The following is an 18,963-nucleotide window of genomic DNA, read 5'->3' as shown; positions in this document are numbered from 1 at the left end:
CTGCTCGGCGCGGGCACCGGCGACAACGCCGCCGCCGCGCTCGGTGTCGGCGCCGGCTCCGGTGACGTGGTCGTCTCGATCGGCACCTCCGGCACGGTGTTCAGCGTCGCCGACGTGGCGGCGGCCGACGACAGTGGCGCGGTGGCCGGCTTCGCCGACGCGGCCGGCCGGTTCCTGCCGCTGGTCTGCACGCTCAACGCGGCCCGGGTACTGGACGCCGCCGCCGCGATGCTCGGGGTCGGCCTGGATGAGCTGGCCGAGCTGGCGCTCTCCGCGCCGGCCGGCGCCGACGGGCTGGTCATGGTGCCCTACCTGGAGGGGGAGCGGACCCCGAACCGCCCGTTGGCCACCGGCGCGGTGCACGGGCTGACCCTGCGCACCTCGACGCCCGCGCACCTTGCCCGGGCCGCCGTGGAGGGCATGCTCTGCGCGCTCGCCGACGGCCTCGACGCGTTGACCGCGCAGGGCGCCACCGTCCGCCGGGTCATCCTGGTCGGCGGCGGAGCCCGCTCGGCCGCGGTGCGCCGGATCGCGCCACAGGTCTTCGGCTGCCCGGTGGTCGTCCCGCCGGCCGGCGAGTACGTCGCCGACGGCGCCGCCCGGCAGGCCGCCTGGGTCGCCCTGGGCGGTGACGCGCCACCGCGGTGGACGGTCCAGGGCACCGAGGAGTACGCGGCCGAGCCCGTCCCCGCCGTCCGTGACCAGTACGCCTCCGCGCGCGGGATGGTCCTCGACCGGCGCTGACCCCGCAGGTCTCCACCGTCCCGGTCGTTACCGTTTCGTAGCCTCACGGTTGGTCACTGCTCGGATGGCGCTGGGTCAACCTCGAATCGATCATCATGGCTGCTCCTGGCGAGTGCCACGGTCACCGTTTCGTCCACACACCGGATGCTGGTGACCGTCGGTCACGCGGTGATCCATTGACACGGAACGGCGGCTGACGAACGGGCTGCGTGGACGCTCATCGATCGCCTAGGGTTCGGACACCCAACGGGAGGAGTCGATGTGAAGAAGAGCCAAGGTGCCACCAAACGGCGAGCGAGCCTGGTCGCGCTCGCCATGACCGCAGTGCCGCTGGCTGGCGTCACCGTCGCCGCGTCGCCCGCACAGGCAGTCTGCTACGAGACCAATTACTCGGCATCGGTGTCGGTGTACATCGGTGGCGTCAAGCGCGGGGTCGAGAACACTCGCTCCCCGGAGACCTGCAACCGCAACGGCGTCTACTACGGCAAGATCAGTGACACCTACACCGACGGCTCGTGTCTCTCCATCCGTTACTACGACCCCAGCTACGTCGGCACCCAGGGCACCAGCTGCGACTCGGCCGGCTACAACTACACCTTCTGGGACCAGAACGGCGACACCATCGCCGGCTTCCGGGGGCAACTCGTCTCGACCGGAGCCCTCAGCCCGCTCTACGAGCACGGCGCCTACTGACCGATGCCCACGGCCCGTGACCGACGTCTTCGGCGTCCGGCCACGGGCCACCTCGGTGGATGGGGTGGAAATGCGTGTGACAAGGCTTGTGATGGTGCTCCTGGCCGGCGTCCTGGTGTCCGGCTGTTCTGGCCCGGAGGACCCAGGCGCCGCCGAATCGGCGTCGGTCGAGCGGGTGATGGAGCAGGTCCTGGAGCGTGGCGACGCTACACGCGACGAGGTGCTGGCCCACTGGGACAAGGTGAACGCCGCGCTCGCCGAGTGCATGAAGGCTGAGGGTTACGAGTACCTGCCCTACATCGACCAGGCGGCGGTCGACCGCCGCGTAGCGCTCGGCCTCAGCCGGGAGCAATTCGTCCAACGCTACGGCTACGGCCTGACCACATTGATCGACTACCTGCCACAGGGAACGGCCAGGGTCGACCCGAATCGGGAGAAGCTGCGCGCGATGCCGGCCGACCAGGCCGGCGGGTGGAAGCGACGGTTGATGGTCTGCCAGCGCGACGCCGAGCGCCAGTTCGGCCCGGCCCCGAATATCGCGAGCCTCACCCTCTCGGCCGAGGAATCGGCCCGCAGCGACAAGATCTACGCTTCGGTGGACGCCGACCAACGGGTCGTGGAGGCACTCAAGACCCGGGCCGGCTGCCTGCGGGAGAAGGGCTTCGACAGCGCCGACCAGCGATCGCTGGCCCTGTCGAAGGCTGCCGAACGGTTCCGCGACGGCTTCGAGCGGGCGGTCGAGACGGCGGCGGGTAGTGGCCGGGACAGTTCCGGTCTACGGCTGGAGGACGTCTTCGCCGCCGGTGAGCTGGCCGAGCTCAAACGGTTGCAGGCGCGGGAGATTGCCGAGGCCCGACAGACCGAGCCCTGCCAGTGGCCCTACGACGATCTGTACAAGCAGGTCTACAAGGAATACCTGGACAAGGCGTTGGCTGGTGAGCTGTGAGCCCGACGTTACCCGCGCGGCTCCGGCTCGGGGCTCTCCGCCGGGCGGTAGGTGTGCCGCGCTCACGTCCACTCTCGACGCTCGTCGCGGTGGCCGTGCTGGCGGCAGCGACGGGTTGGTGGTTCGGCCGGTCGGTCGAATCCCCGTCGGACGTCGCCCGCCATGCCGCCGCTCCCGCGGTCGGGCCGGTCACCGTGCCCGTCGAGCGTCGGGTCGTCGCCACCTCGGTGGTCGTCCGCGGCACCCTCGGCTTCGCTGAGCCGCAGGCGCTGACTGTGGACGCCGACCTCGGTGACGGCCGGCTCGGAAAGCTGGTCGTCACCGGCGCCGTGCCCCGCGCCGGAACCGCGCTGGACGAAGGGGATGTGGCGCTGCAGGTGTCCGGCCGTCCGGTGATCGTGCTGGACGGGGTGATTCCGATGTACCGCGCCCTCGCGCAGGGCAGCAGCGGTCCCGACGTCCGGCAGCTCGAACGGGCACTGGCCCGGCTCGGTCATCTCACCGCCACGCCGGACGACACCTACGATTCCCGTACCTCGACCGCGGTGGACCGGCTCTACCGCGCCGTCGGATACGCCCCGGTCGCGCCATCCGCGGAGCAGGAGCAGCAGCTCGCGGCCGGCAGAGAGCGTGTCTCTGCCGCGGGCACCGCCGTCGCTGCGGCTCGTTCCGCCCTGACCGCCGCCCGCGAAGGTCCGCCTGCGGCCCAACTCGCGGTGGCCCGTGCCCGGGTGAACAGCGCGGTGGCCGCGCGTGACGCCGCAGCGCAGGAGCGGGATGACGCGGTCGCGGCCGGTGCGCCCGCCGCGACGGTCAGCAGGCTCACCGCGGAGGTGGCGGCAGCGGAGGTGGAGATCGCGATGGCTCGGTCCGATCTGGCCGACCTGACCGACTCGAAAGACGTGTCGTCGGCGCAGCGGGGGGTGGCCGAAGCCGAGCAGCGGCTGTCCGCCGCCCGCAGTGCGCTGGTCACACTGCGGAACGCGGTCGGAGTCCGCATCCCGCGCGGCGAGATCGCCTTCGTTCCGTCGTTGCCCAGGCGGGTCGATCGGGTCGACACCGCCCTCGGCCGGCAGGCCGACGGCAAGGTGCTGAGCTTGACGGCGGCGGCGCTCGAAGTGACCTGTGCGGTCACCGCGGAGGAGCAGGGGCTGCTCAAGGTCGGGCAGCGCGTCGAGTTGGACGAAGGCGACGGCGTAGCCACGTTTCGCGGGGAGATCTCCCACGTGGCGGACAAGCCCGGCACCGGTGGGGTGCCCGAGGGGCAGTACCTGGTGCGCGTCAAACCGGTCGGCTCGGTGCCGGCCAACCTGCCCGGCCGAGACGTCCGGGTCCGTGTCCCGATCTCCACGACCAGCGGCGCAGTGCTCGCCGTTCCGCTGGCGGCGCTGGTCTCCGACGCCTCCGGGGCGACGTGGGTACGGGTCTCGAGCGCGCAGGGGGCCCGGGACGTCCCGGTGACGGTCGGGCTCTCCGCCGACGGGTTCGCCGAGGTGCGGGTGGCGGACGGCGACCTGGCCGAGGCGGATCTGGTCGTCGTCGGCGAACGGTCGTGACGGCGCTGGTCGAGCTCCGGGGAGTGGAGCGCGTGTATCCAGCGGTCCGCCCGGTGACCGCACTCCGACCCACCAACCTGGCCGTTCGGTCCGGCGACTGGCTGGCGATCACCGGTCGATCCGGTTCGGGAAAGTCCACTCTGCTGCAGATCCTGGGCCTGCTCGATCGGCCGACCTCGGGGGCGTACCTGCTCGACGGTGCGGACGTCGCCGGTCTCTCGGATCGGGAACGCACCCGGTTACGCGCGTCCCGGATCGGCTTCGTCTTTCAAGCCTTCCACCTGATGCCGCACCGCTCGGCCCTGGACAACGTCACGGTGGCGCTGATGTACAACCGCTGTCCCCGCCGGCTCCGGGCCGCTCGTGCCGCGGAGGCACTGGACCGGGTGGGTCTGGGCGGCCGGGTCGGGGCGATGCCGAACACGCTGTCCGGCGGGGAACGTCAGCGGGTGGCGGTGGCCCGCGCGCTCTCCATCCGACCGGACCTGTTGCTGGCCGACGAGCCCACCGGCAATCTCGATTCGGCGACGGCCGAGGAGGTTCTCACGCTCTTCGCGCGGCTGCACGCGGAGGGGCAGACAGTTCTGATGGTCACCCATGACCCGCAGATCGCGGCCCGGGCCGCCCGCCGGGTGCAGGTCGTCGACGGCACCGTACGCGAGGTACGTCCGGATGCGTGACCTCGTCGAGGAAGCTCTGGCGGGGGTGGGCGCGCGGGTCAACCGCACCGTGCTGACAGCGCTCGGCGTGGTGGTCGGCATTGCGGCCCTGGTGGCCACCCTGGGCCTCGCCGCGACCGCCAGCGCCCGGATCGTCTCGCACTTCGACGAGTTGGCGGCGACGTCGGTGACCGTGCTTCCGTCGCCTGACGCCGGCCCGCAGCGGGCGGAGAACCTCATCCCGTGGGACGCCGCTGAGCGGGCGAGCCGACTGACCGGGGTCGTCGCCGCTGGGACGATGAGCACTCTCGACCTGCCGGAGACACCGGTACGGGCCACCACCGTGGTGGATCCGTTGGCGAGCGACGTCGTCCGCCCCCCGCTGGTGGCCGCGTCGCCCGGGCTGTTCGACGCCGTGCAGGCGAGGGTGGCCGTCGGCCGCGCATACGACTGCGGGCACGAGGCTCGGCGCGACCGGGTGGTCGTGCTGGGCGGCCGACTGGCCGAGCGGTTGCACCTGGCCGACGTGGGCCAGTCCCCGGCCGTCTTCGTCGGTGACGTGCCGTTCTCGGTCATCGGCGTCCTGGTGTCGGTGGAGCGGTCACCGGCGCTGCTGGACGCGGTGATCATGCCGGACGGGGTCGCCCACACCCGGTTCGGGCTGGCCGCCCCGCTGTCCGTCGTATTGAGGACACGCGTCGGGGCCGCGGCGGTGGTCGCGTCGCAGGCCCCGCTCGCACTGGCCCCTCAGCAACCGGACGCGCTGATCGCCCAACGTCCGGCCGAGCCGAACGCCACCCGGGCGAAGGTCGCCGCGGACACCCAGGCGCTCTTCCTGGCACTGGCCCTGGTGACCCTGGTCATCGGCGCGGTGGGCATTGCCAACACGATGCTGGTGTCGGTGCTGCAACGCACCGGCGAGATCGGGCTGCGCCGCAGCCTGGGTGGCACTCGGGCATCCGTAGCCGCGCTCTTCATGGTGGAGTCCGCCCTGGTGGGTCTGCTCGGCGGCGTACTGGGGTCGTCGGGCGGGGTGCTCACCGTGGTCGGTGTGAGCTACGTCCGGGAGTGGACGCCGGTCATGCAGCCCTGGTTGGCACCCGGCTCGGCGCTGCTCGGCGCCGTGGTCGGCCTGCTGGCCGGGATCTACCCGGCCTGGCGAGCCTCCCGGGTCGAGCCGATCGCCGCGCTGCGTACGGACGGGTGACGGGAGCACCCACGTACGGCGTCGTTATCCGCCTCTGGTTGGCTGCCGGTCATGACAGTTTCCAGGGGCCGCCTCCGGCTGGCCCGTGGCGGCGGCCCGACGCACCGGTTGTACAGCGTCGTGGTGTTCGTGCTGCTCGCCTCGCTGGACAACGTGGCGATCGGGCTGGTCCCGCCGCTGTACGGGCCGATCGCCGACGCGTTCGACGTGTCGGGGCGACTGCTCGGTCTGGTCACCGCGGTCAGCTTCCTGGTCAGCGCGGTGGCCGCGGTCGGCTGGGCGTACGTCGGCGACCGCACGAACCGCAAGCCGCTGCTCATGGTGGGCACGCTGATCTGGGCGGCGGGCACCGGCGGCAGCGCCCTCGCGGGCGGGTACCTGACGTTCCTGGTCGCGCAGTTGGTCGCGGCGGTCGGCCTCGGCGCGGTCGGCTCGGTGGGCTTCTCGGTGGTCACCGACCTCATCTCGCCGACGCGCCGAGGGCTGGTCATGAGCTTCTGGGGTCTCTCCCAGGGGGTCGGCACGCTGGCCGGCACGCTGGTCGGCGGGCTGCTCGGCGCGAGCGACTGGCGGCGGCCGTTCCTGGTGCTGACCGGCGTGGGCCTGGCCGCCACCCTGGCCTACCTGTTCACCTACGACATCCGGCGCGGCCAGAGCGAGCCGGAGCTGGCCCCGGCGCTGCACGAGGGGGCCGAGTACGACTACCGGATCAGCCGCGCCGACCTGCCGCGGATCCTGGCCCGGCGGACCAACCGGTGGCTGATCCTGCAGGGCCTGACCGCGCAGGCCGCCTTCGGCTCGCTGGTCTGGCTCCCGGTGCTCTTCGCGGAGCGCGCCGAGGCGCAGGGTTACTCGGAGTCGACCGCGGTGGTGGTGGGCAGCGTCTTCGCCACGCTGTTCCAGCTCGGCGGGGTGCTCTCCATCGTCGGCGGGCTGATCGGTGACGCGGTGCAGCGGCGTAACCCTGGGGGCCGGGCGTTGGTCGCCGCGGTCGGTATCCTCGCCGCGCTGCCGTTCTACCTGGTGCTGTTCTTCGTGCCGATACGGATCGACGTGCCGGACGGCGCCAGCGGCGGCGCGGTGATCGGCGCGATCCTGTCCAGTGTGTTCACCGAGCCGTCGGTCGGGCTGAGCCTGCTCACGGCCGTACTGGCGCTCGCGCTGACGTCGGCGAACTCGCCCAACTGGTTCGCGTTGATCGCCGACGTGAACCCGCCGGAGCACCGGGGCACCGTGTACAGCCTCGGCAACCTGGTCAACGGTGTCGGCCGGGCGGCCGGCAACGGGTTGGTCGGGGCGGCGTTCCAGGGCCTGAAGGCGGCGTTCCCGCCGCCGCTGAACTACGCCGTCGGGCTGGCCGCGTTCCAGCTCTTCTTCATTCCCACCGGCATCATGTACTGGCTCGCCTCGCGGACCTCACCGGCCGACATCGAGAACGTGCACGACCTCCTGCACACCCGCGCCGACCGCCTCTGACCGGCCCGGAACCACCGACGCCCGCCGACCGGCCCGGCCACCGACCCGGCCCCGCCGCCGGCCCTGCCCGGCCAGGCGGCGCCGGCCTCCGCAATTTCAGGGATGTAGTGGCCTCCCGCCGTCTTGAGGCCACTACATCCCTGAAGTTGTGCGGATCTTGAGACACCGGTGTGGCCGTCCCCGCCGACCCGACCAGGAGGACGGGTCGGCGGGGACGGGCCGGACAGGCTGGGATCAGGCGCGTACCCAGACCGTCACGTCGGTCGGCACCGTCCCGTCGTCGTGCAGCGGTGCGCTGGAAGCGAGCAGTTCGGCGCCGGCCGGAACCGGCACCGGAGTGGCGCCGAAGTTGGTCAGCACGGTCAGTTCACCGTTGCGGAAGGTCAGCACCTCGTCGCCGGAGGACAGCCATTCCAGCGTGCCGCGGCCCAGCCCGTGGGCGCGGCGCAGCCGCAACGCCGTGCGGTACAGCTCGTACGTCGACCCGGGCACGTCGCGCTGGCGGTCCAGCGCGTACTCCGCCCACAGCGGGGGCTGCGGCAGCCAGCTGGCGTCGGACGGCCCGAAGCCGTACGACGGCGCGTCCGCCTCCCACGGGATCGGCACCCGGCACCCGTCCCGGCCGCGCTGGGTGTGCCCGCTGCGCGCCCAGGTCGGGTCCTGCCGGGCCTCGTCGGGCAGCGTGGTGTGCTCCGGCAGGCCCAGCTCCTCACCCTGGTAGAGGTACGCCGAGCCGGGCAGGGCGAGCATCAGCAGGGTGGCCGCGCGGGCCCGGCGCAGGCCGAGCGCGGCGTCCGGCTGCGGGTCGCCGATGCCGATGCCGTTGGGCCGGGCGGTGCCGACGGGCAGGCCCAGCCGGGACGCGTGCCGCACGACGTCGTGGTTGGACAGCACCCAGGTGGTCGGCGCGCCGACCGAGTCGGTCGCCTCCAACGAGCGGGTGATCACCGCGTACTGGGCCGGTGCGGTCCAGGCGGCGAGCAGGTACTCGAAGTTGAACGCCTGATGCATCTCGTCCGGGCGGACGTAGCGGGCCAGCCGCTCGGCCGGCTCCACCCACGCCTCGGCGACCAGCACCCGCTCGCCGGGGTAGCTGTCGAGAAGCTGCCGCCACTGACGGTAGATCTCGTGTACGCCCTCCTGGTCCCACATCGGCGGGCGCGGCTTGTCCACCTCGTTGCCGGACAGGATCTCCTGCGGCTCCTGCCAGTCGGCCAGGTCGGCCTGCTTGACCAGACCGTGCGCCACGTCGACCCGGAAGCCGTCCACCCCGCGGTCCAGCCAGAACCGCAGCACGTCCAGGAACTCCGCGTGCACCTCCGGGTTGTCCCAGTTGAGGTCCGGCTGGCCCGTGTCGAACAGGTGCAGGTACCACTGGCCGGGCTGACCGTTGGGGTCAACCGTCCGGGTCCAGGCGGGGCCGCCAAAGACGCTCTGCCAGTCGTTCGGCGGCTGGTCGCCGGTCGGGCCGAGGCCGTCGCGGAAGATGTACCGGGAGCGCTCCGGGCTGCCCGGCGCGGCGGCCAGCGCGGCCTGGAACCAGCGGTGCGCCGAGGAGGTGTGGTTCGGCACCAGGTCGACGATCACGCGCAGGCCCCGGGAGCGGGCCTCGGCGATCAGCTTGTCCGCGTCGGCGAGGGTGCCGAACAGCGGGTCGACGTCCCGGTAGTCGGCCACGTCGTAGCCGGCGTCGGCCTGGGGCGACGGGTAGAACGGGGAGAGCCACACCGCGTCCACGCCCAGCTCGACCAGGTGGTCGAGGCGGGCCGTGATGCCCGGCAGGTCGCCGACGCCGTCCCCGTCCGAGTCGGCGAACGAGCGGGGGTAGATCTGGTAGATGGAGGCCTCGGTCCACCAGCCGGTGACCGGGTGACCGGAGGGGGTCTGCTGGATCGGATCGGTGTTCAGGGTCGTCTCCCGTGTCGAGCTGTGGGTGGACTGCCGGATGCTGCTGCCGGCCGCGTCGCCGCCAGCCGCCGGCGGCGGATGGTTGGGGTTTCAGTGTGCCCGGGGTGGTGCGGTCGAGTCCCGGACGACCAGCCGAGTGGGCAGGATCACCGGGGTGTCGCAACCGGGGGTCCGTTGACCCACGATCGGGCCCAGGCTCCGGACCCCGAGCGGGTCGAGCAGCATCCGGGCGGCCAGCCGGCCCTGCTCGGCGGCGGGCTGGGCGATGGTGCTGAGCCCGAGCACGCCGGCCAGGTCGTGGTCGTCGATGCCGACCACGCTGACGTCCTGCGGTACGCGCAGCCCGGCGTCGCGCAGCGCGGTCATCGCGCCCATCGCCATCTCGTCGCAGGCGGCGACGATCGCGGTCGGCGGCTCGCCCCGGGCGAGCAGTTCGGCGGTGGCCCGGTTGCCGCCGTCGATGGTGAACGTCGACTCGACGTCCAGGCTCGGGTCGGGTCGCATGCCGGCGGCCCGCAGCTCCTCCTGATAGCCCCGGCGTCGGTCCAGGTGGGTGGTGAAGGCCAGCTCGTCGTCGGGATCGCCGGAGATGTGCGCGATCCGGCGGTGGCCGAGGTCGAGCAGGTGCCGGGTGGCGGTACGGGCGGCAGCCACGTCGTCGATCCGCACGCACGGCCAGTTGGGCACCCTGGTCCCCGAGCTGATGGTCACCCCGGGCAGGTCCAGTGCGGCCAGCGCGGTCAGGTCGGCCGGGCGCAGCGGCGTGGCGACCAGCATGATGGCGTCCACCCGCTTGTGCAGGTTGGCGGTGCGCAGCACCCGCTGGCGGACCTGCTCCCGACCACCCAGGTTGTAGAGCAGCAGGTCGTAGCCGGACTCGTGGAGGAACGCCTCGACCGCCTCGACGACCGTGCTGAAGAACCACCGGGTGATCCGGGGGACCACCACCGCGACTGTGCCGGTGCGGCCACCGGCGAGCCGGGACGCGCTCGGCGAGACCTCGTAGTCGAGCTGCTCGGCGGCGGCGAGGACGCGGCGCCGGGTGGCGGCGGAGACCGTCGGCAGCCCGCGCAGTGCCCGCGAAACGGTGGCCGTGGACACTCCGGCCAGCCGGGCGACATCATCAATCTTCGTCACGGTTCCCCCGCTCGGTACCTGGCGCCCGCCGCCGCCCGAGGGGCCAGGCGGCGGCGGGCAAGCGGGTCAGCCCTTGACGCTGCCGGCGAGCAGGCCTCGCACGAAGTAGCGCTGCAGGGACAGGAACACGATGAGCGGTACGACGATCGACACGAACGCCCCGGCGGTCAGCCGCTGCCATTCGTTGCCCCGGGTGCCGGCCATCTCGGCCAGCCGGACGGTGAGCGGGGCGGTCTCGTCGCCGCCACCGGCGAAGATCAGCGCGACCAGCAGGTCGTTCCAGACCCAGAGGAACTGGAAGATGCCGATCGCGGCCAGCGCCGGGGTGATCAGCGGCAGCACGATGGTGCGGAAGATCTTCGGGTGGCCGGCGCCGTCGACCCGGGCCGCCTCCATCAGGTCTCCGGGTAGCTGCGAGATGAAGTTGTGCAACAGGTAGACGGCGAACGGGAGCGCGAAGCAGGTGTGCGCGAACCACACCTGGGCGAACTTCTGTTCGTCGACCAGGTCCCAGGCCGGCATCAGGGTGACGCCGGCGACGGTGACACCGGTGGAGAAGAACTTCAGCAGCGGCACCAGCGCCATCTGCAGGGGCACGATCTGCAACGCGAAGATCGCGATGTACGCCCAGTCCCGACCCCGGAAGTTGATCCAGGCCAGCGCGTACGCCGCCAGGGAGGCGAAGGCGAGTGGGAAGAGCACCGACGGGATGGTGATCGCCAGGGAGTTGATGAAGTAGCTGGCCAGCTGCCCGGACGACGATGACCGGCCGAACAGGACCTGCTGGTAGTTCTCCAGGGTGAACTGCGGGTTGGTGAAGGCGGTCCACCAGCCGGTGGTCTTGATCTCGTCCTCGGGCCGGAGCGAGGAGATGAACAGGCCGAAGGTCGGGATGGTCCAGACCACCGCGATGACGATCGAGATGAGGGTCGCGCTGCGGCTGTTCAGGCGCTTGCGGACCCGCCCGGCGGTGGTCTTCGGTCCGGCGGTCTGCTGGGTGCCGACGGCGACTGTGGGCGTGGAAGTGGTCATCTCAGCCCTCCCGCTGCTGACGGAGGTTGCGGATCTGGTAGATCACGATCGGGATGACCAGGATGAAGAGGAAGACCGCGAGCGCGGAGCCCTGCCCGTTCTCGCCGTACCGGAACGCCTGGTTGTACATCTCGTTGGCGATCACGCTGGTGTCGTAGTTGCCGTTGGTAGCGGTTCGGACGATGTCGAAGACCTTGAGCGTGGCGATCGAGAGGGTCACCACCACCACGATCAGCGCCGGTCGGATGGTCGGCATGGTGATCTGCCAGAACATCTGCCACGGGCTGACTCCGTCGAGCCGGGCGGCCTCCACGATGTCGCCGGGGATGGCCTTGATGGCGGCGGAGAGCACCACCATGGCGAAGCCGGCCTGGATCCAGATCATGATGACGATCAGCAGCAGCGTGTTCAGCGGCGACTCGAGCAGCCACTGCTTGGGTTCGCCGCCGAGGCTGACCACGATGTGGTTGAGCAGGCCGATCTGGTCGCCGTCGCCGCGGTAGGCGTAGACGAACTTCCAGATGATGCTCGCGCCGACGAACGAGATCGCCATCGGCAGGAAGATCAGCGACTTGGCGACGGCCTCGAACCGGGCCTTGTCCACCAGCACGGCGTAGATCAGGCCGAAGCCGGTCGCCACCAGCGGGACCAGGATCACCCAGATCAGGCTGTTGGTCAGCACCCGGATGATCGAGCTTTCGGAGAACATCCAGCTGTAGTTGGCCAGGCCCACCCACTCGTTGCTGTCCTTGTCCATCAGGGAGAGCAACGTGGTGCGGATGGCCGGCACGACCAGCCCGATGGTGAGCAGCAGCACCGTCGGCAGCATGAAGAAGAGCGCGAAGAGCCCTTCCCGTTGCTTCGGGCGCCGGGGGAGCGGGGCGCCGCTGGCGGACGCGGCGACGAGCTGCGCCTCCCGACGGCGGGCGAACCAGGCCGGCACCACGTCGAGGAGCAGGAGCAGACCGCCCACCACCGCGACGAAAGCGATCAGCCCGTACATCAGCATGAGGAACTTCGGCTGTTCCTCCGCGAAGTCGAACTCCATCGACCCTCCCAGGTCCAGATCCGCCGGTGGGCCGGTCCGCGGGTGCGGACCGGCCCACCGTTCAGATCACTTCCAGCTGCTCTCGATGCCCTGGAGCACCGACGCGGTGTCCTTGCCGTTGATCCACTCGACCATGCCCTTCCAGAACGTCCCCGCGCCGACGGCGGCCGGCATCAGGTCGGATCCGTCGAAGCGGAACGTGCCGGTCTTGTCCTGCAGGATCTGGACGGAGAGCTTGTCGATCGGGCTGGCGACGTTGGCGATGTCCAGCTTGTTGTTCGCCGTGACCCAGTTGCCGAGCTTCGCGCGGCTGTTGACGTACTCGCTGGAGGCGAGGTAGGTCTGCACCGCCTGGACCTCGGGACGGTCGGCGTACGCGACGACGAACTCGCCCGCGCCCAGCACCGGCTTGCCCTTGGCCGTATCGATGGCCGGGAAGTAGAAGGCGAACGCGTCGCCGTCCTCGGCCACCTTCGTGCCCTCGGGGAACTGGTTGGCGTAGAACGACGCCTGCCGGTGCATCGCGCACTTGCCGGTGGTGACGGGCAGGCCGGCCTCACCGAAGGCGGTGGTGCCGATGCTCTTCACACCGCCGAAGCCGCCGTTCATGTACTTCTCGTTCTTCAGGATGGCGCCGGCGCGGTTGACCGCGTCGACGATCCTCGGGTCGTTGAACGGGATGGCGTGGGTGGTCCACTGGTCGTAGACCTCGGGGCCCTGCGTCCGCAGGACCACGTCCTCGATCCAGTCCGTGGCCGGCCAGCCGGTGGCGTCACCGGACTCGATGCCGGCGCACCACGGCTTGATGCCGCTCGCGGCGATCGTGTCGCTGAGCTTGATCATGTCGTCCCAGCTGGTCGGGACCGTCCAGCCCTTCTCCTTGAAGAGCTTCGGCGAGTACCAGACGAAGGACTTCACGTTGGCGCCGAGCGGCACGCCGTAGAGGGTGCCGTTGACGGTGCCGTACTTCAGCCAGTCGGCCGGCAGGTTCTGCTCGGCCATCGTCTTGGTGTCGGCCCCGAGGGACTTCAGCTTGCCGGCGTCGGCGAACCGCTTGACCAGACCCGGCTGAGGCACGAACGCCAGGTCGGGCGCGTTGCCGCCGTCGACCCGGACCGGGAGCTGCGCCTCGAACTCGGCGTTGCCCTCGTAGTCGATCTCGATGCCGGTGCAGTCGGTGAACTGCGACCAGGACCGCTCCAGCAGGTCGGCCTCGGCGTCACGGATGGACGCGTAGATGGAGACCTTCTTGCCGTCGTGGCCCTCGTACTTGTCGTATGCGGCGCACTCCGCGGAGCTCGCGTTGCTGCTCTTCTTGTCGTCGCCGGTACCGCAAGCGGTGGCGCTGAGCGCCAGCCCCAGTACGCCGGCGATCACGAAGGCCTGGCGTGGTCTGGTAAAGACCGCCATGCCGTCCTCCTTTCTAGCCGGCGCGGTCGTGCTCGATGGCGCGGCGCCGGTCCCGATGGGCGTGCACACATGTAAGCGCTTGCATCCGGTCCGGTCCAGCCCCTGCCAGACACGAGCGAGTAACAATCCGGAAACCTCCGGGCCGCCCCGTGGGCGCGCTCCCGGGCCGGGTCTCCGACTCTTTCGAAGAATGACGATATCTGTCAGGCTGAGGGCACCACATCGAAGGTTTTCGACATAGGAGGAGCTGTATGCGTAAGCGGTGGATCAGCCTGCTGGTGACGGGCCTGCTCGTCGGGGGAGTCCTGACTCCGGCGAGCCCGGCGCTGGCCGCGCCGACCTTCAAGGTGCCGTTCCCGTGCGGCCAGTCCTGGTCCGGGCAGACCCGGTCGAACCACAGCCCGGCGAACGCCGTCGACTTCAACCGCACCGACGACCTCGGCGACCCGGTGGTGGCCAGCGCCCCCGGCACCGTCGACCGGGTGACCGACCTCGGCGGCACCAGCTACGGCAAATACGTCCGGATCAACCACGGTGGCGGTTACAGCACCTACTACGCCCACCTCAACGGCTTCAACGTGTCCGTCGGCCAGACCGTCGGCTACGGCAAGGTGCTCGGCTGGGTCGGCAGCACGGGCGGCTCCACCGGCCCGCACCTGCACTACGAGCAGCGCCTGAACGGCAACGACATCCAGGTCCGGTTCAACGGCGCCCTCGGTCTGTACTGGGGCACCAAGACCTATACCAGCGACAACGGGTGCGGCTCGGGCGGCGGCAACGGCACGGTCGACACCAGCGGCACCCCGCTGACCGTCCGTTCCGGCCCCGGCACCGGGTACGCCTCCGTCGGGACCGTCGCCGACGGCACGCGGGTGACCATCGCCTGCCAGACCAGCGGCACCACGGTCACCGGCACCTACGGCACCAGCTCGATCTGGGACCGGATCGGCACCGGCCGTTTCATCGCCGACGCGTACGTGTACACCGGACACGACGGTTACATCCCGGGCGTGCCCCGCTGTTGAGTCGCCTGACGACCACGGTTCCCGGCGGGCGGCGCCGCCGGGGACCTGTCGGTCAGGAGTTCAGCCGCCAGATCGACAGGTTCAGTGCGGCGGCGAAGGTGACCCAGGCCCAGTAGGGCAGCATCAGCGCCGCCGCGACCCGGGAGACCCGGGCGAACAACGCCACGGTGAGCCCGATCGCCAGCCACATCGCCACGATCTCGGCGAACGCCAGCCCGTACTGCCCCGCGCCGAAGAACAGCGGGGTCCAGATCGCGTTGAGCACCAACTGGGCGGTCCACGCCCAGAGCGCGGGCCCGAAGCCGACCCGGCGCCAGGCCAGCCAGCCGGCCACCGCGATCAGCGCGTAGAGCACCGTCCAGACCGGGCCGAACAGCCACGAGGGTGGCGCCCAGCCGGGCTGCCGGAGGCTGGCGTACTCGTCGGTGGTGCCCTGCACCCCCAGCCCACCGATCGCGGCCGCCACGAAGACCGCGGCCGCGAAGCCGGCCAGCGCCCAGCGCGACCGTCGGCCGGAGGTTGGTGGCTCGTCCCGCGATATCTCCACGGTCGAGATATTTCCGCCTGATCGGCGGTCAAACCAGCTGTCTCGAAGGTTCAGGCCCGCGGACAAAACAGCGCCGGGATCGCCACGGCCGGTGCTCCTGTCGGGAGGACGGAGCTCCGGTCGCGGCGACCCCGGCGGGTCCCGGTACTGCTACCTACGAGCGTCAATTGAAAATGCTGACACCACCCGGGCCGACCAACAGCCCGACAATGATGAGGACGATGCCCCACAGGACCTGCCGGCGGAACAGCGCGAGGATGCCGGCGACCACGAGTACGACTGCGAGAATCCAGAGAATCAGCTCCATGACCTCTGACTACCCGAGCGTCCGATCGGGGAAACCTGGTCGGAGTCGTGTTGATCGCCGACATGGAAGACGCTGTAGGCCTGCTTGATCACCGGGTGCGCGACGTTACGTACCCGCACACCACCGGGCGTGGTGCCGCGCTCGGTGCCGGCGTGCGCGTGCCCGTGCAGGGCCAGCGCGGTGGGCGCCGAGTCGATCGCCTGCCCGAGCTGGTACGAGCCGAGGAACGGGTAGATCTCCAACGGTTCGCCGGCCAGCGTGTCCGGCACCGGTGAGTAGTGGGTGAGCGCGACCAGCAGGTCGCAGTCGAGCGAGCGCAGCGCCTTGCCGAGGCTCTCCGCGCTCTCGTTGGTGGTGCGGACGAACGCCTTCATCTCCGGCTCGCCGAAGTCGCTCGCGCACCGCCCGGCGAACCCGCCGCCGAAGCCCTTGACGCCGGCGATGCCGAGTCGGCCGCCCGCGCAGTCCAGCACCACGCCGTTGCCCTCCAGCACGGTGATGCCCGCGTCCTCGAGCACCTTGACCACCTGCGGCACCTGGTCGCACTGGTGGTCGTGGTTGCCGAGCACCGTCACCACCGGCACGCCCAGCCCGCCGAACTCCTGCGCCACGCAGCGCGCCTCCGACTCGGTGCCGTGCCGGGTCAGGTCACCGGCCAGCAGGAGAACGTCGGCGCAGTCCGGCAGCTCCTCCAACGCCGGGCGGAACCGACCGACCACGTCCTCGTCCAGATGCACGTCGCCCACGGCGGCGATCCGGATCACCATGAAACCTCCCTCAGGGCAGTTGCTCGATCTCCGTGGGCGCCTGGGCGCGGATCACCCCGATGTCGCTGGTGATCGGCACGTCCGGGAAACGCTCGGCCACTCGGCGCAGGATCTCCGCACGCCGGTGCGGGCTCTCCACCTCGCCGTAGAGCACGAGGGCGCGCTCCCGCCGGACCACGGTGATGCCCTGTTCGGCGACGGCGGGATCCTCGGCGAGCAGCCGGTGGATCTCGGCCTCCACGTACTCGTCGGGTGGCCCGGCGCCGCTGTCGCGATGGTGGCTCACGGTGTCCCCTCTCCTGCCTGGGTGCCGGTTTCCGGCACCACCTCCAGCCGGTCCAGCAGCACCAGGAACGCCTCGGCGTACGGCGAGTGCTGCGTCTCCTTGCGTACCCGTTCCCAGTCGATCTGCTCCCGCAGCGACCGGGCCAACGGCAGGCCGCGGGCGAAGTCGCAGTAGTGCTGGGAGAAGCTGAGCAGCTTGTGCACCATCAGCTGGGTGGCGGACAGGACCGGCATGTGAATCGCGTCCACCGGCCGGACGACCGTGTCGGCGAACGTCTCCTCGGTCACCGGCGTCTCGATCGGCCGGTGGATCAGATCGACCATGCGCCCGTCGTCGAAGACCTTGACCAGCCAGTCCTCTGGTGGACGCTCGGCGACGAAGCCGGCGGCCACCAGGGCCTCCAGGGCCTGCTCGACGTCGGCCTCGCGGATCAGGAAATCGACGTCGTGATCGCTGGAGTGGCCGCCGTGGGCGTAGACCGCGAAGCTGCCCCCCAGGGCGAACGGGATCTCGGACTGCTTGAGCACGGCGGCGACCTTCTTCAGGGTGTGCACCAGACTCTCGTCCCCGCGCTCAGCCATCTGGTTCTCCCGTCGGTCGTATTGGTGGACAGGCGGTTGGATTTCGAACTCCCGTACCCGGCATTCCGGTCGCCCACACCTGGCCGGGTCGCGGGTGGGTGCGAACAGGGATCAAGCACCACAAACTGCGCGTGCCGGAGCGCGGGTCGGATAACCTGTCGAGGGTGGCCAGATCATCGGGTACGCGACGCGGCAGGACCCGGTTGCGCACCGTGGCCCTGATCGGCATCGACGGTTCGGGCAAGACCACCCAGGCACACCGGCTGGCCGACGCGCTCACCGCCGCCGGCCGCCCGGCCACCTACCGCCGCAACGCCAGCGGCCGTCGCTGGCTCGGCCGGCTCGCCCACCGACTCGGCCGTTCCGACGCGCAGCGCCTCGTCGGGCGCGACGGCGTGCTGGCGGTGGAATCCGTGCTGCGCTGGCTCGCCATCGCCGCCGCCCTGCTCAGCTGCCTGCTCACCGGCCGGACGGCCGTGATGGACCGCTACTCGGCCTGTCAGTACGCCAGCATCCGCGCGCACGGCGGGCACCGCTGGGAGCGGCTGGCCCGGGCCGGTTACCGACTCTTTCCGACGCCGCAGGTGACCTTCCTGCTCGCCGTCGACCCGGCTGAGGCGTACCGGCGGATCGAGCAGCGGGGCACCGACCACGAGACGATGGGCTGGCTGACCGCCGCCGACACCGCCTACCGCGCCCTGCCCGAGTATCCGACCTTCGTCCTGGTGGACGCGGGCCGCCCGGCCGAGGAGGTGACCGAGCAGATCCAGGCGCACCTGGCGACCTGGCTGCCGCCGTCCGCCCGTCCCGATCCGGACCGTCCGCCCGCCGGGCCGCCGCCGGTCGACGTGCCGGAGCCGGAGCCGGCGCCGGCGTCGCCGCCGCCGACCGTGCTGCCCCCGCCGCCGACCGTGCTGCCCCCGCCGGTGTCGACGCCGTCCGTCGGCACGACGGCCGCCGCTGCGGCGGACCAGCGGACCAGCCGCAGTGCTGGCGGCCCGCTGGTGGCTCAGGCCCGCCCGTAGACCGGGACGGCGGCGCCGCTGGTCGGCGCGGACTCCGCCGACGCGAGGAAGTGGATCACCGAGGCGATCTCGGCCGGGGCCACCCAGCGGGAGTGGTCGGCGTCGGGCTGCGCAACACGGTTCGCCGGGGTGTCGATGACGCTCGGCAGCACGGTGTTGCAGCGCACGTTGCGGGACCGGTACTCGACCGCCACCGCGTTGGCGAACGCGAGCACCGCGGCCTTGGCGGTGACATAGCCGGCCGCACCGGGGAACGGGGTGACCGCCGCGCGGGCCGAGACACAGACCACCGCGCCGCCGCCGGCCGCCACCAGGTGCGGCAGCACGGCCCGGGTGACCAGGTAGGTCGGCCGAAGGTTGGCGGTGAGCATCCGCTCGAACTCGTCGACCGGTGTCTCATGCACCAGCCCGCCGCTGGCGTAGCCGCCGACCAGGTTGACCACCGCCCGCAGCGGCGCCGCCGGTTCGCCGGCGGCGGCCTCGACCGCGCGCGCCGCGCCGGCCGGATCGGTCAGGTCCGCGACGAGCCGGACCAGCCCGTCGGCAGCCGGCTCCGACCCGGGCCGAGCTCCCCGCTCCGGTACGACCACCCGCCAGCCGGCCGTCAGG

General features: G+C 71.3%; 19 protein-coding genes and 1 pseudogene. 9 read left to right on the top strand and 11 right to left on the bottom strand.

Annotated features, from left to right (window positions below; translation table 11 throughout):
- From EAD98_RS06155 to EAD98_RS06125, 7 genes are all read left to right on the top strand, one after another.
- Positions 1–744 (top strand): FGGY-family carbohydrate kinase (locus EAD98_RS06155; protein ID WP_255421215.1); only part of this gene is annotated, 744 nt, incomplete at its 5' end.
- A gap of 261 nt (positions 745–1,005) precedes the next feature.
- Complete coding sequence (locus EAD98_RS06150; RefSeq protein WP_121653107.1) at positions 1,006–1,437, top strand: hypothetical protein; 432 nt, start codon at positions 1,006–1,008, stop codon at positions 1,435–1,437.
- A 16-nt stretch (positions 1,438–1,453) separates the two neighbouring features.
- Complete coding sequence (locus tag EAD98_RS06145; protein WP_147457343.1) at positions 1,454–2,383, top strand: hypothetical protein; 930 nt, start codon at positions 1,454–1,456, stop codon at positions 2,381–2,383.
- A gap of 89 nt (positions 2,384–2,472) precedes the next feature.
- Positions 2,473–3,939, top strand: a complete 1,467-nt coding sequence (locus EAD98_RS06140; protein ID WP_121653105.1) for a peptidoglycan-binding domain-containing protein — start codon at positions 2,473–2,475, stop codon at positions 3,937–3,939.
- Between the two features lie 53 nt (positions 3,940–3,992).
- The gene (locus EAD98_RS06135) at positions 3,993–4,619 is read left to right on the top strand and encodes an ABC transporter ATP-binding protein (RefSeq protein WP_233578446.1); all 627 of its coding nucleotides are present in this window, start codon (positions 3,993–3,995) and stop codon (positions 4,617–4,619) included.
- Positions 4,612–5,805, top strand: coding sequence for an ABC transporter permease (locus tag EAD98_RS06130; RefSeq protein ID WP_121653103.1), 1,194 nt, complete (start codon positions 4,612–4,614; stop codon positions 5,803–5,805). The genes EAD98_RS06135 and EAD98_RS06130 overlap by 8 nt, the downstream gene beginning before the upstream one ends.
- Positions 5,806–5,856: 51 nt before the next feature.
- Positions 5,857–7,281 carry an MFS transporter gene (locus tag EAD98_RS06125; RefSeq protein WP_121653102.1) on the top strand — a complete coding sequence of 475 codons (1,425 nt, stop codon included), beginning with the start codon at positions 5,857–5,859 and terminating at the stop codon, positions 7,279–7,281.
- Between the two features lie 234 nt (positions 7,282–7,515).
- Here EAD98_RS06125 and EAD98_RS06120 read toward each other — a convergent pair whose 3' ends face one another.
- From EAD98_RS06120 to EAD98_RS06100, 5 genes are all read right to left on the bottom strand, one after another.
- Positions 7,516–9,174, bottom strand: a complete 1,659-nt coding sequence (locus EAD98_RS06120; protein WP_121653101.1) for a glycoside hydrolase family 13 protein — start codon at positions 9,172–9,174, stop codon at positions 7,516–7,518.
- 105 nt (positions 9,175–9,279) lie between these two features.
- Positions 9,280–10,326, bottom strand: a complete 1,047-nt coding sequence (locus tag EAD98_RS06115) for a LacI family DNA-binding transcriptional regulator (RefSeq protein ID WP_121653100.1) — start codon at positions 10,324–10,326, stop codon at positions 9,280–9,282.
- A 66-nt stretch (positions 10,327–10,392) separates the two neighbouring features.
- Positions 10,393–11,358 carry a carbohydrate ABC transporter permease gene (locus EAD98_RS06110; protein WP_121653099.1) on the bottom strand — a complete coding sequence of 322 codons (966 nt, stop codon included), beginning with the start codon at positions 11,356–11,358 and terminating at the stop codon, positions 10,393–10,395.
- A gap of 1 nt (position 11,359) precedes the next feature.
- The gene (locus EAD98_RS06105) at positions 11,360–12,406 is read right to left on the bottom strand and encodes a carbohydrate ABC transporter permease (protein ID WP_121653098.1); all 1,047 of its coding nucleotides are present in this window, start codon (positions 12,404–12,406) and stop codon (positions 11,360–11,362) included.
- Between the two features lie 66 nt (positions 12,407–12,472).
- Positions 12,473–13,816 (bottom strand): ABC transporter substrate-binding protein, encoded by a 1,344-nt coding sequence (locus tag EAD98_RS06100; protein ID WP_121653097.1) that lies wholly within the window; start codon positions 13,814–13,816, stop codon positions 12,473–12,475.
- 251 nt (positions 13,817–14,067) lie between these two features.
- Between EAD98_RS06100 and EAD98_RS06095 the strand changes: the two genes are divergently transcribed.
- Positions 14,068–14,841 carry a M23 family metallopeptidase gene (locus EAD98_RS06095; RefSeq protein ID WP_121653096.1) on the top strand — a complete coding sequence of 258 codons (774 nt, stop codon included), beginning with the start codon at positions 14,068–14,070 and terminating at the stop codon, positions 14,839–14,841.
- Positions 14,842–14,893: 52 nt separating this feature from the next.
- On the opposite strand, the gene EAD98_RS06090 is transcribed toward EAD98_RS06095, so the two are convergent.
- The 5 genes from EAD98_RS06090 to EAD98_RS06075 all read right to left on the bottom strand — a co-directional run bounded on the left by EAD98_RS06090 (position 14,894) and on the right by EAD98_RS06075 (position 17,371).
- Positions 14,894–15,388 (bottom strand): TspO/MBR family protein, encoded by a 495-nt coding sequence (locus EAD98_RS06090; protein ID WP_121653095.1) that lies wholly within the window; start codon positions 15,386–15,388, stop codon positions 14,894–14,896.
- Between the two features lie 163 nt (positions 15,389–15,551).
- Entirely contained in the window at positions 15,552–15,695 is a 144-nt protein-coding gene (locus EAD98_RS31200) for a GPGG-motif small membrane protein (RefSeq protein ID WP_199723307.1), read from the bottom strand.
- Positions 15,686–16,462 (bottom strand): metallophosphoesterase, encoded by a 777-nt coding sequence (locus EAD98_RS06085; RefSeq protein WP_121653094.1) that lies wholly within the window; start codon positions 16,460–16,462, stop codon positions 15,686–15,688. The genes EAD98_RS31200 and EAD98_RS06085 overlap by 10 nt, the downstream gene beginning before the upstream one ends.
- Before the next feature lie 10 nt (positions 16,463–16,472).
- Positions 16,473–16,748 carry a hypothetical protein gene (locus EAD98_RS06080; RefSeq protein ID WP_121653093.1) on the bottom strand — a complete coding sequence of 92 codons (276 nt, stop codon included), beginning with the start codon at positions 16,746–16,748 and terminating at the stop codon, positions 16,473–16,475.
- On the bottom strand, positions 16,745–17,371 hold the full coding sequence (locus EAD98_RS06075; protein WP_255421216.1) for a nucleotidyltransferase: 627 nt from the start codon (positions 17,369–17,371) through the stop codon (positions 16,745–16,747). Before EAD98_RS06075 ends, EAD98_RS06080 begins: the two co-directional genes overlap by 4 nt.
- A gap of 122 nt (positions 17,372–17,493) precedes the next feature.
- On the opposite strand from EAD98_RS06075, the pseudogene EAD98_RS06070 reads away from it, so the two are divergent.
- Positions 17,494–18,144, top strand: a pseudogene (locus tag EAD98_RS06070) (dTMP kinase); the annotation flags it as partial.
- A 194-nt stretch (positions 18,145–18,338) separates the two neighbouring features.
- On the opposite strand, the gene EAD98_RS06065 reads toward EAD98_RS06070, so the two are convergent.
- On the bottom strand, positions 18,339–18,962 hold the full coding sequence (locus tag EAD98_RS06065) for an SDR family oxidoreductase (protein ID WP_233583730.1): 624 nt from the start codon (positions 18,960–18,962) through the stop codon (positions 18,339–18,341).
- Between the last annotated feature and the right edge of the window lies 1 nt (position 18,963).

Source organism: Micromonospora sp. CV4 (assembly GCF_003667455.1).
GTDB lineage: Bacteria > Actinomycetota > Actinomycetes > Mycobacteriales > Micromonosporaceae > Micromonospora.
The sequence above is the reverse complement of the archived record's forward strand: the minus strand, read 5'-3'. Positions and strand labels throughout refer to the sequence as shown.

What these genes read in the sequence shown, in the direction of transcription:
- EAD98_RS31200 (WP_199723307.1), bottom strand. Translation starts at nt 15,695, where the DNA reads ATGGAGCTGATTCTCTGGATTCTCGCAGTCGTACTCGTGGTCGCCGGC.
- EAD98_RS06110 (WP_121653099.1), bottom strand. Translation starts at nt 11,358, where the DNA reads ATGACCACTTCCACGCCCACAGTCGCCGTCGGCACCCAGCAGACCGCC.
- EAD98_RS06100 (WP_121653097.1), bottom strand. Translation starts at nt 13,816, where the DNA reads ATGGCGGTCTTTACCAGACCACGCCAGGCCTTCGTGATCGCCGGCGTA.
- EAD98_RS06095 (WP_121653096.1), top strand. Translation starts at nt 14,068, where the DNA reads ATGCGTAAGCGGTGGATCAGCCTGCTGGTGACGGGCCTGCTCGTCGGG.
- EAD98_RS06085 (WP_121653094.1), bottom strand. Translation starts at nt 16,462, where the DNA reads ATGGTGATCCGGATCGCCGCCGTGGGCGACGTGCATCTGGACGAGGAC.
- EAD98_RS06130 (WP_121653103.1), top strand. Translation starts at nt 4,612, where the DNA reads ATGCGTGACCTCGTCGAGGAAGCTCTGGCGGGGGTGGGCGCGCGGGTC.
- EAD98_RS06125 (WP_121653102.1), top strand. Translation starts at nt 5,857, where the DNA reads ATGACAGTTTCCAGGGGCCGCCTCCGGCTGGCCCGTGGCGGCGGCCCG.
- EAD98_RS06105 (WP_121653098.1), bottom strand. Translation starts at nt 12,406, where the DNA reads ATGGAGTTCGACTTCGCGGAGGAACAGCCGAAGTTCCTCATGCTGATG.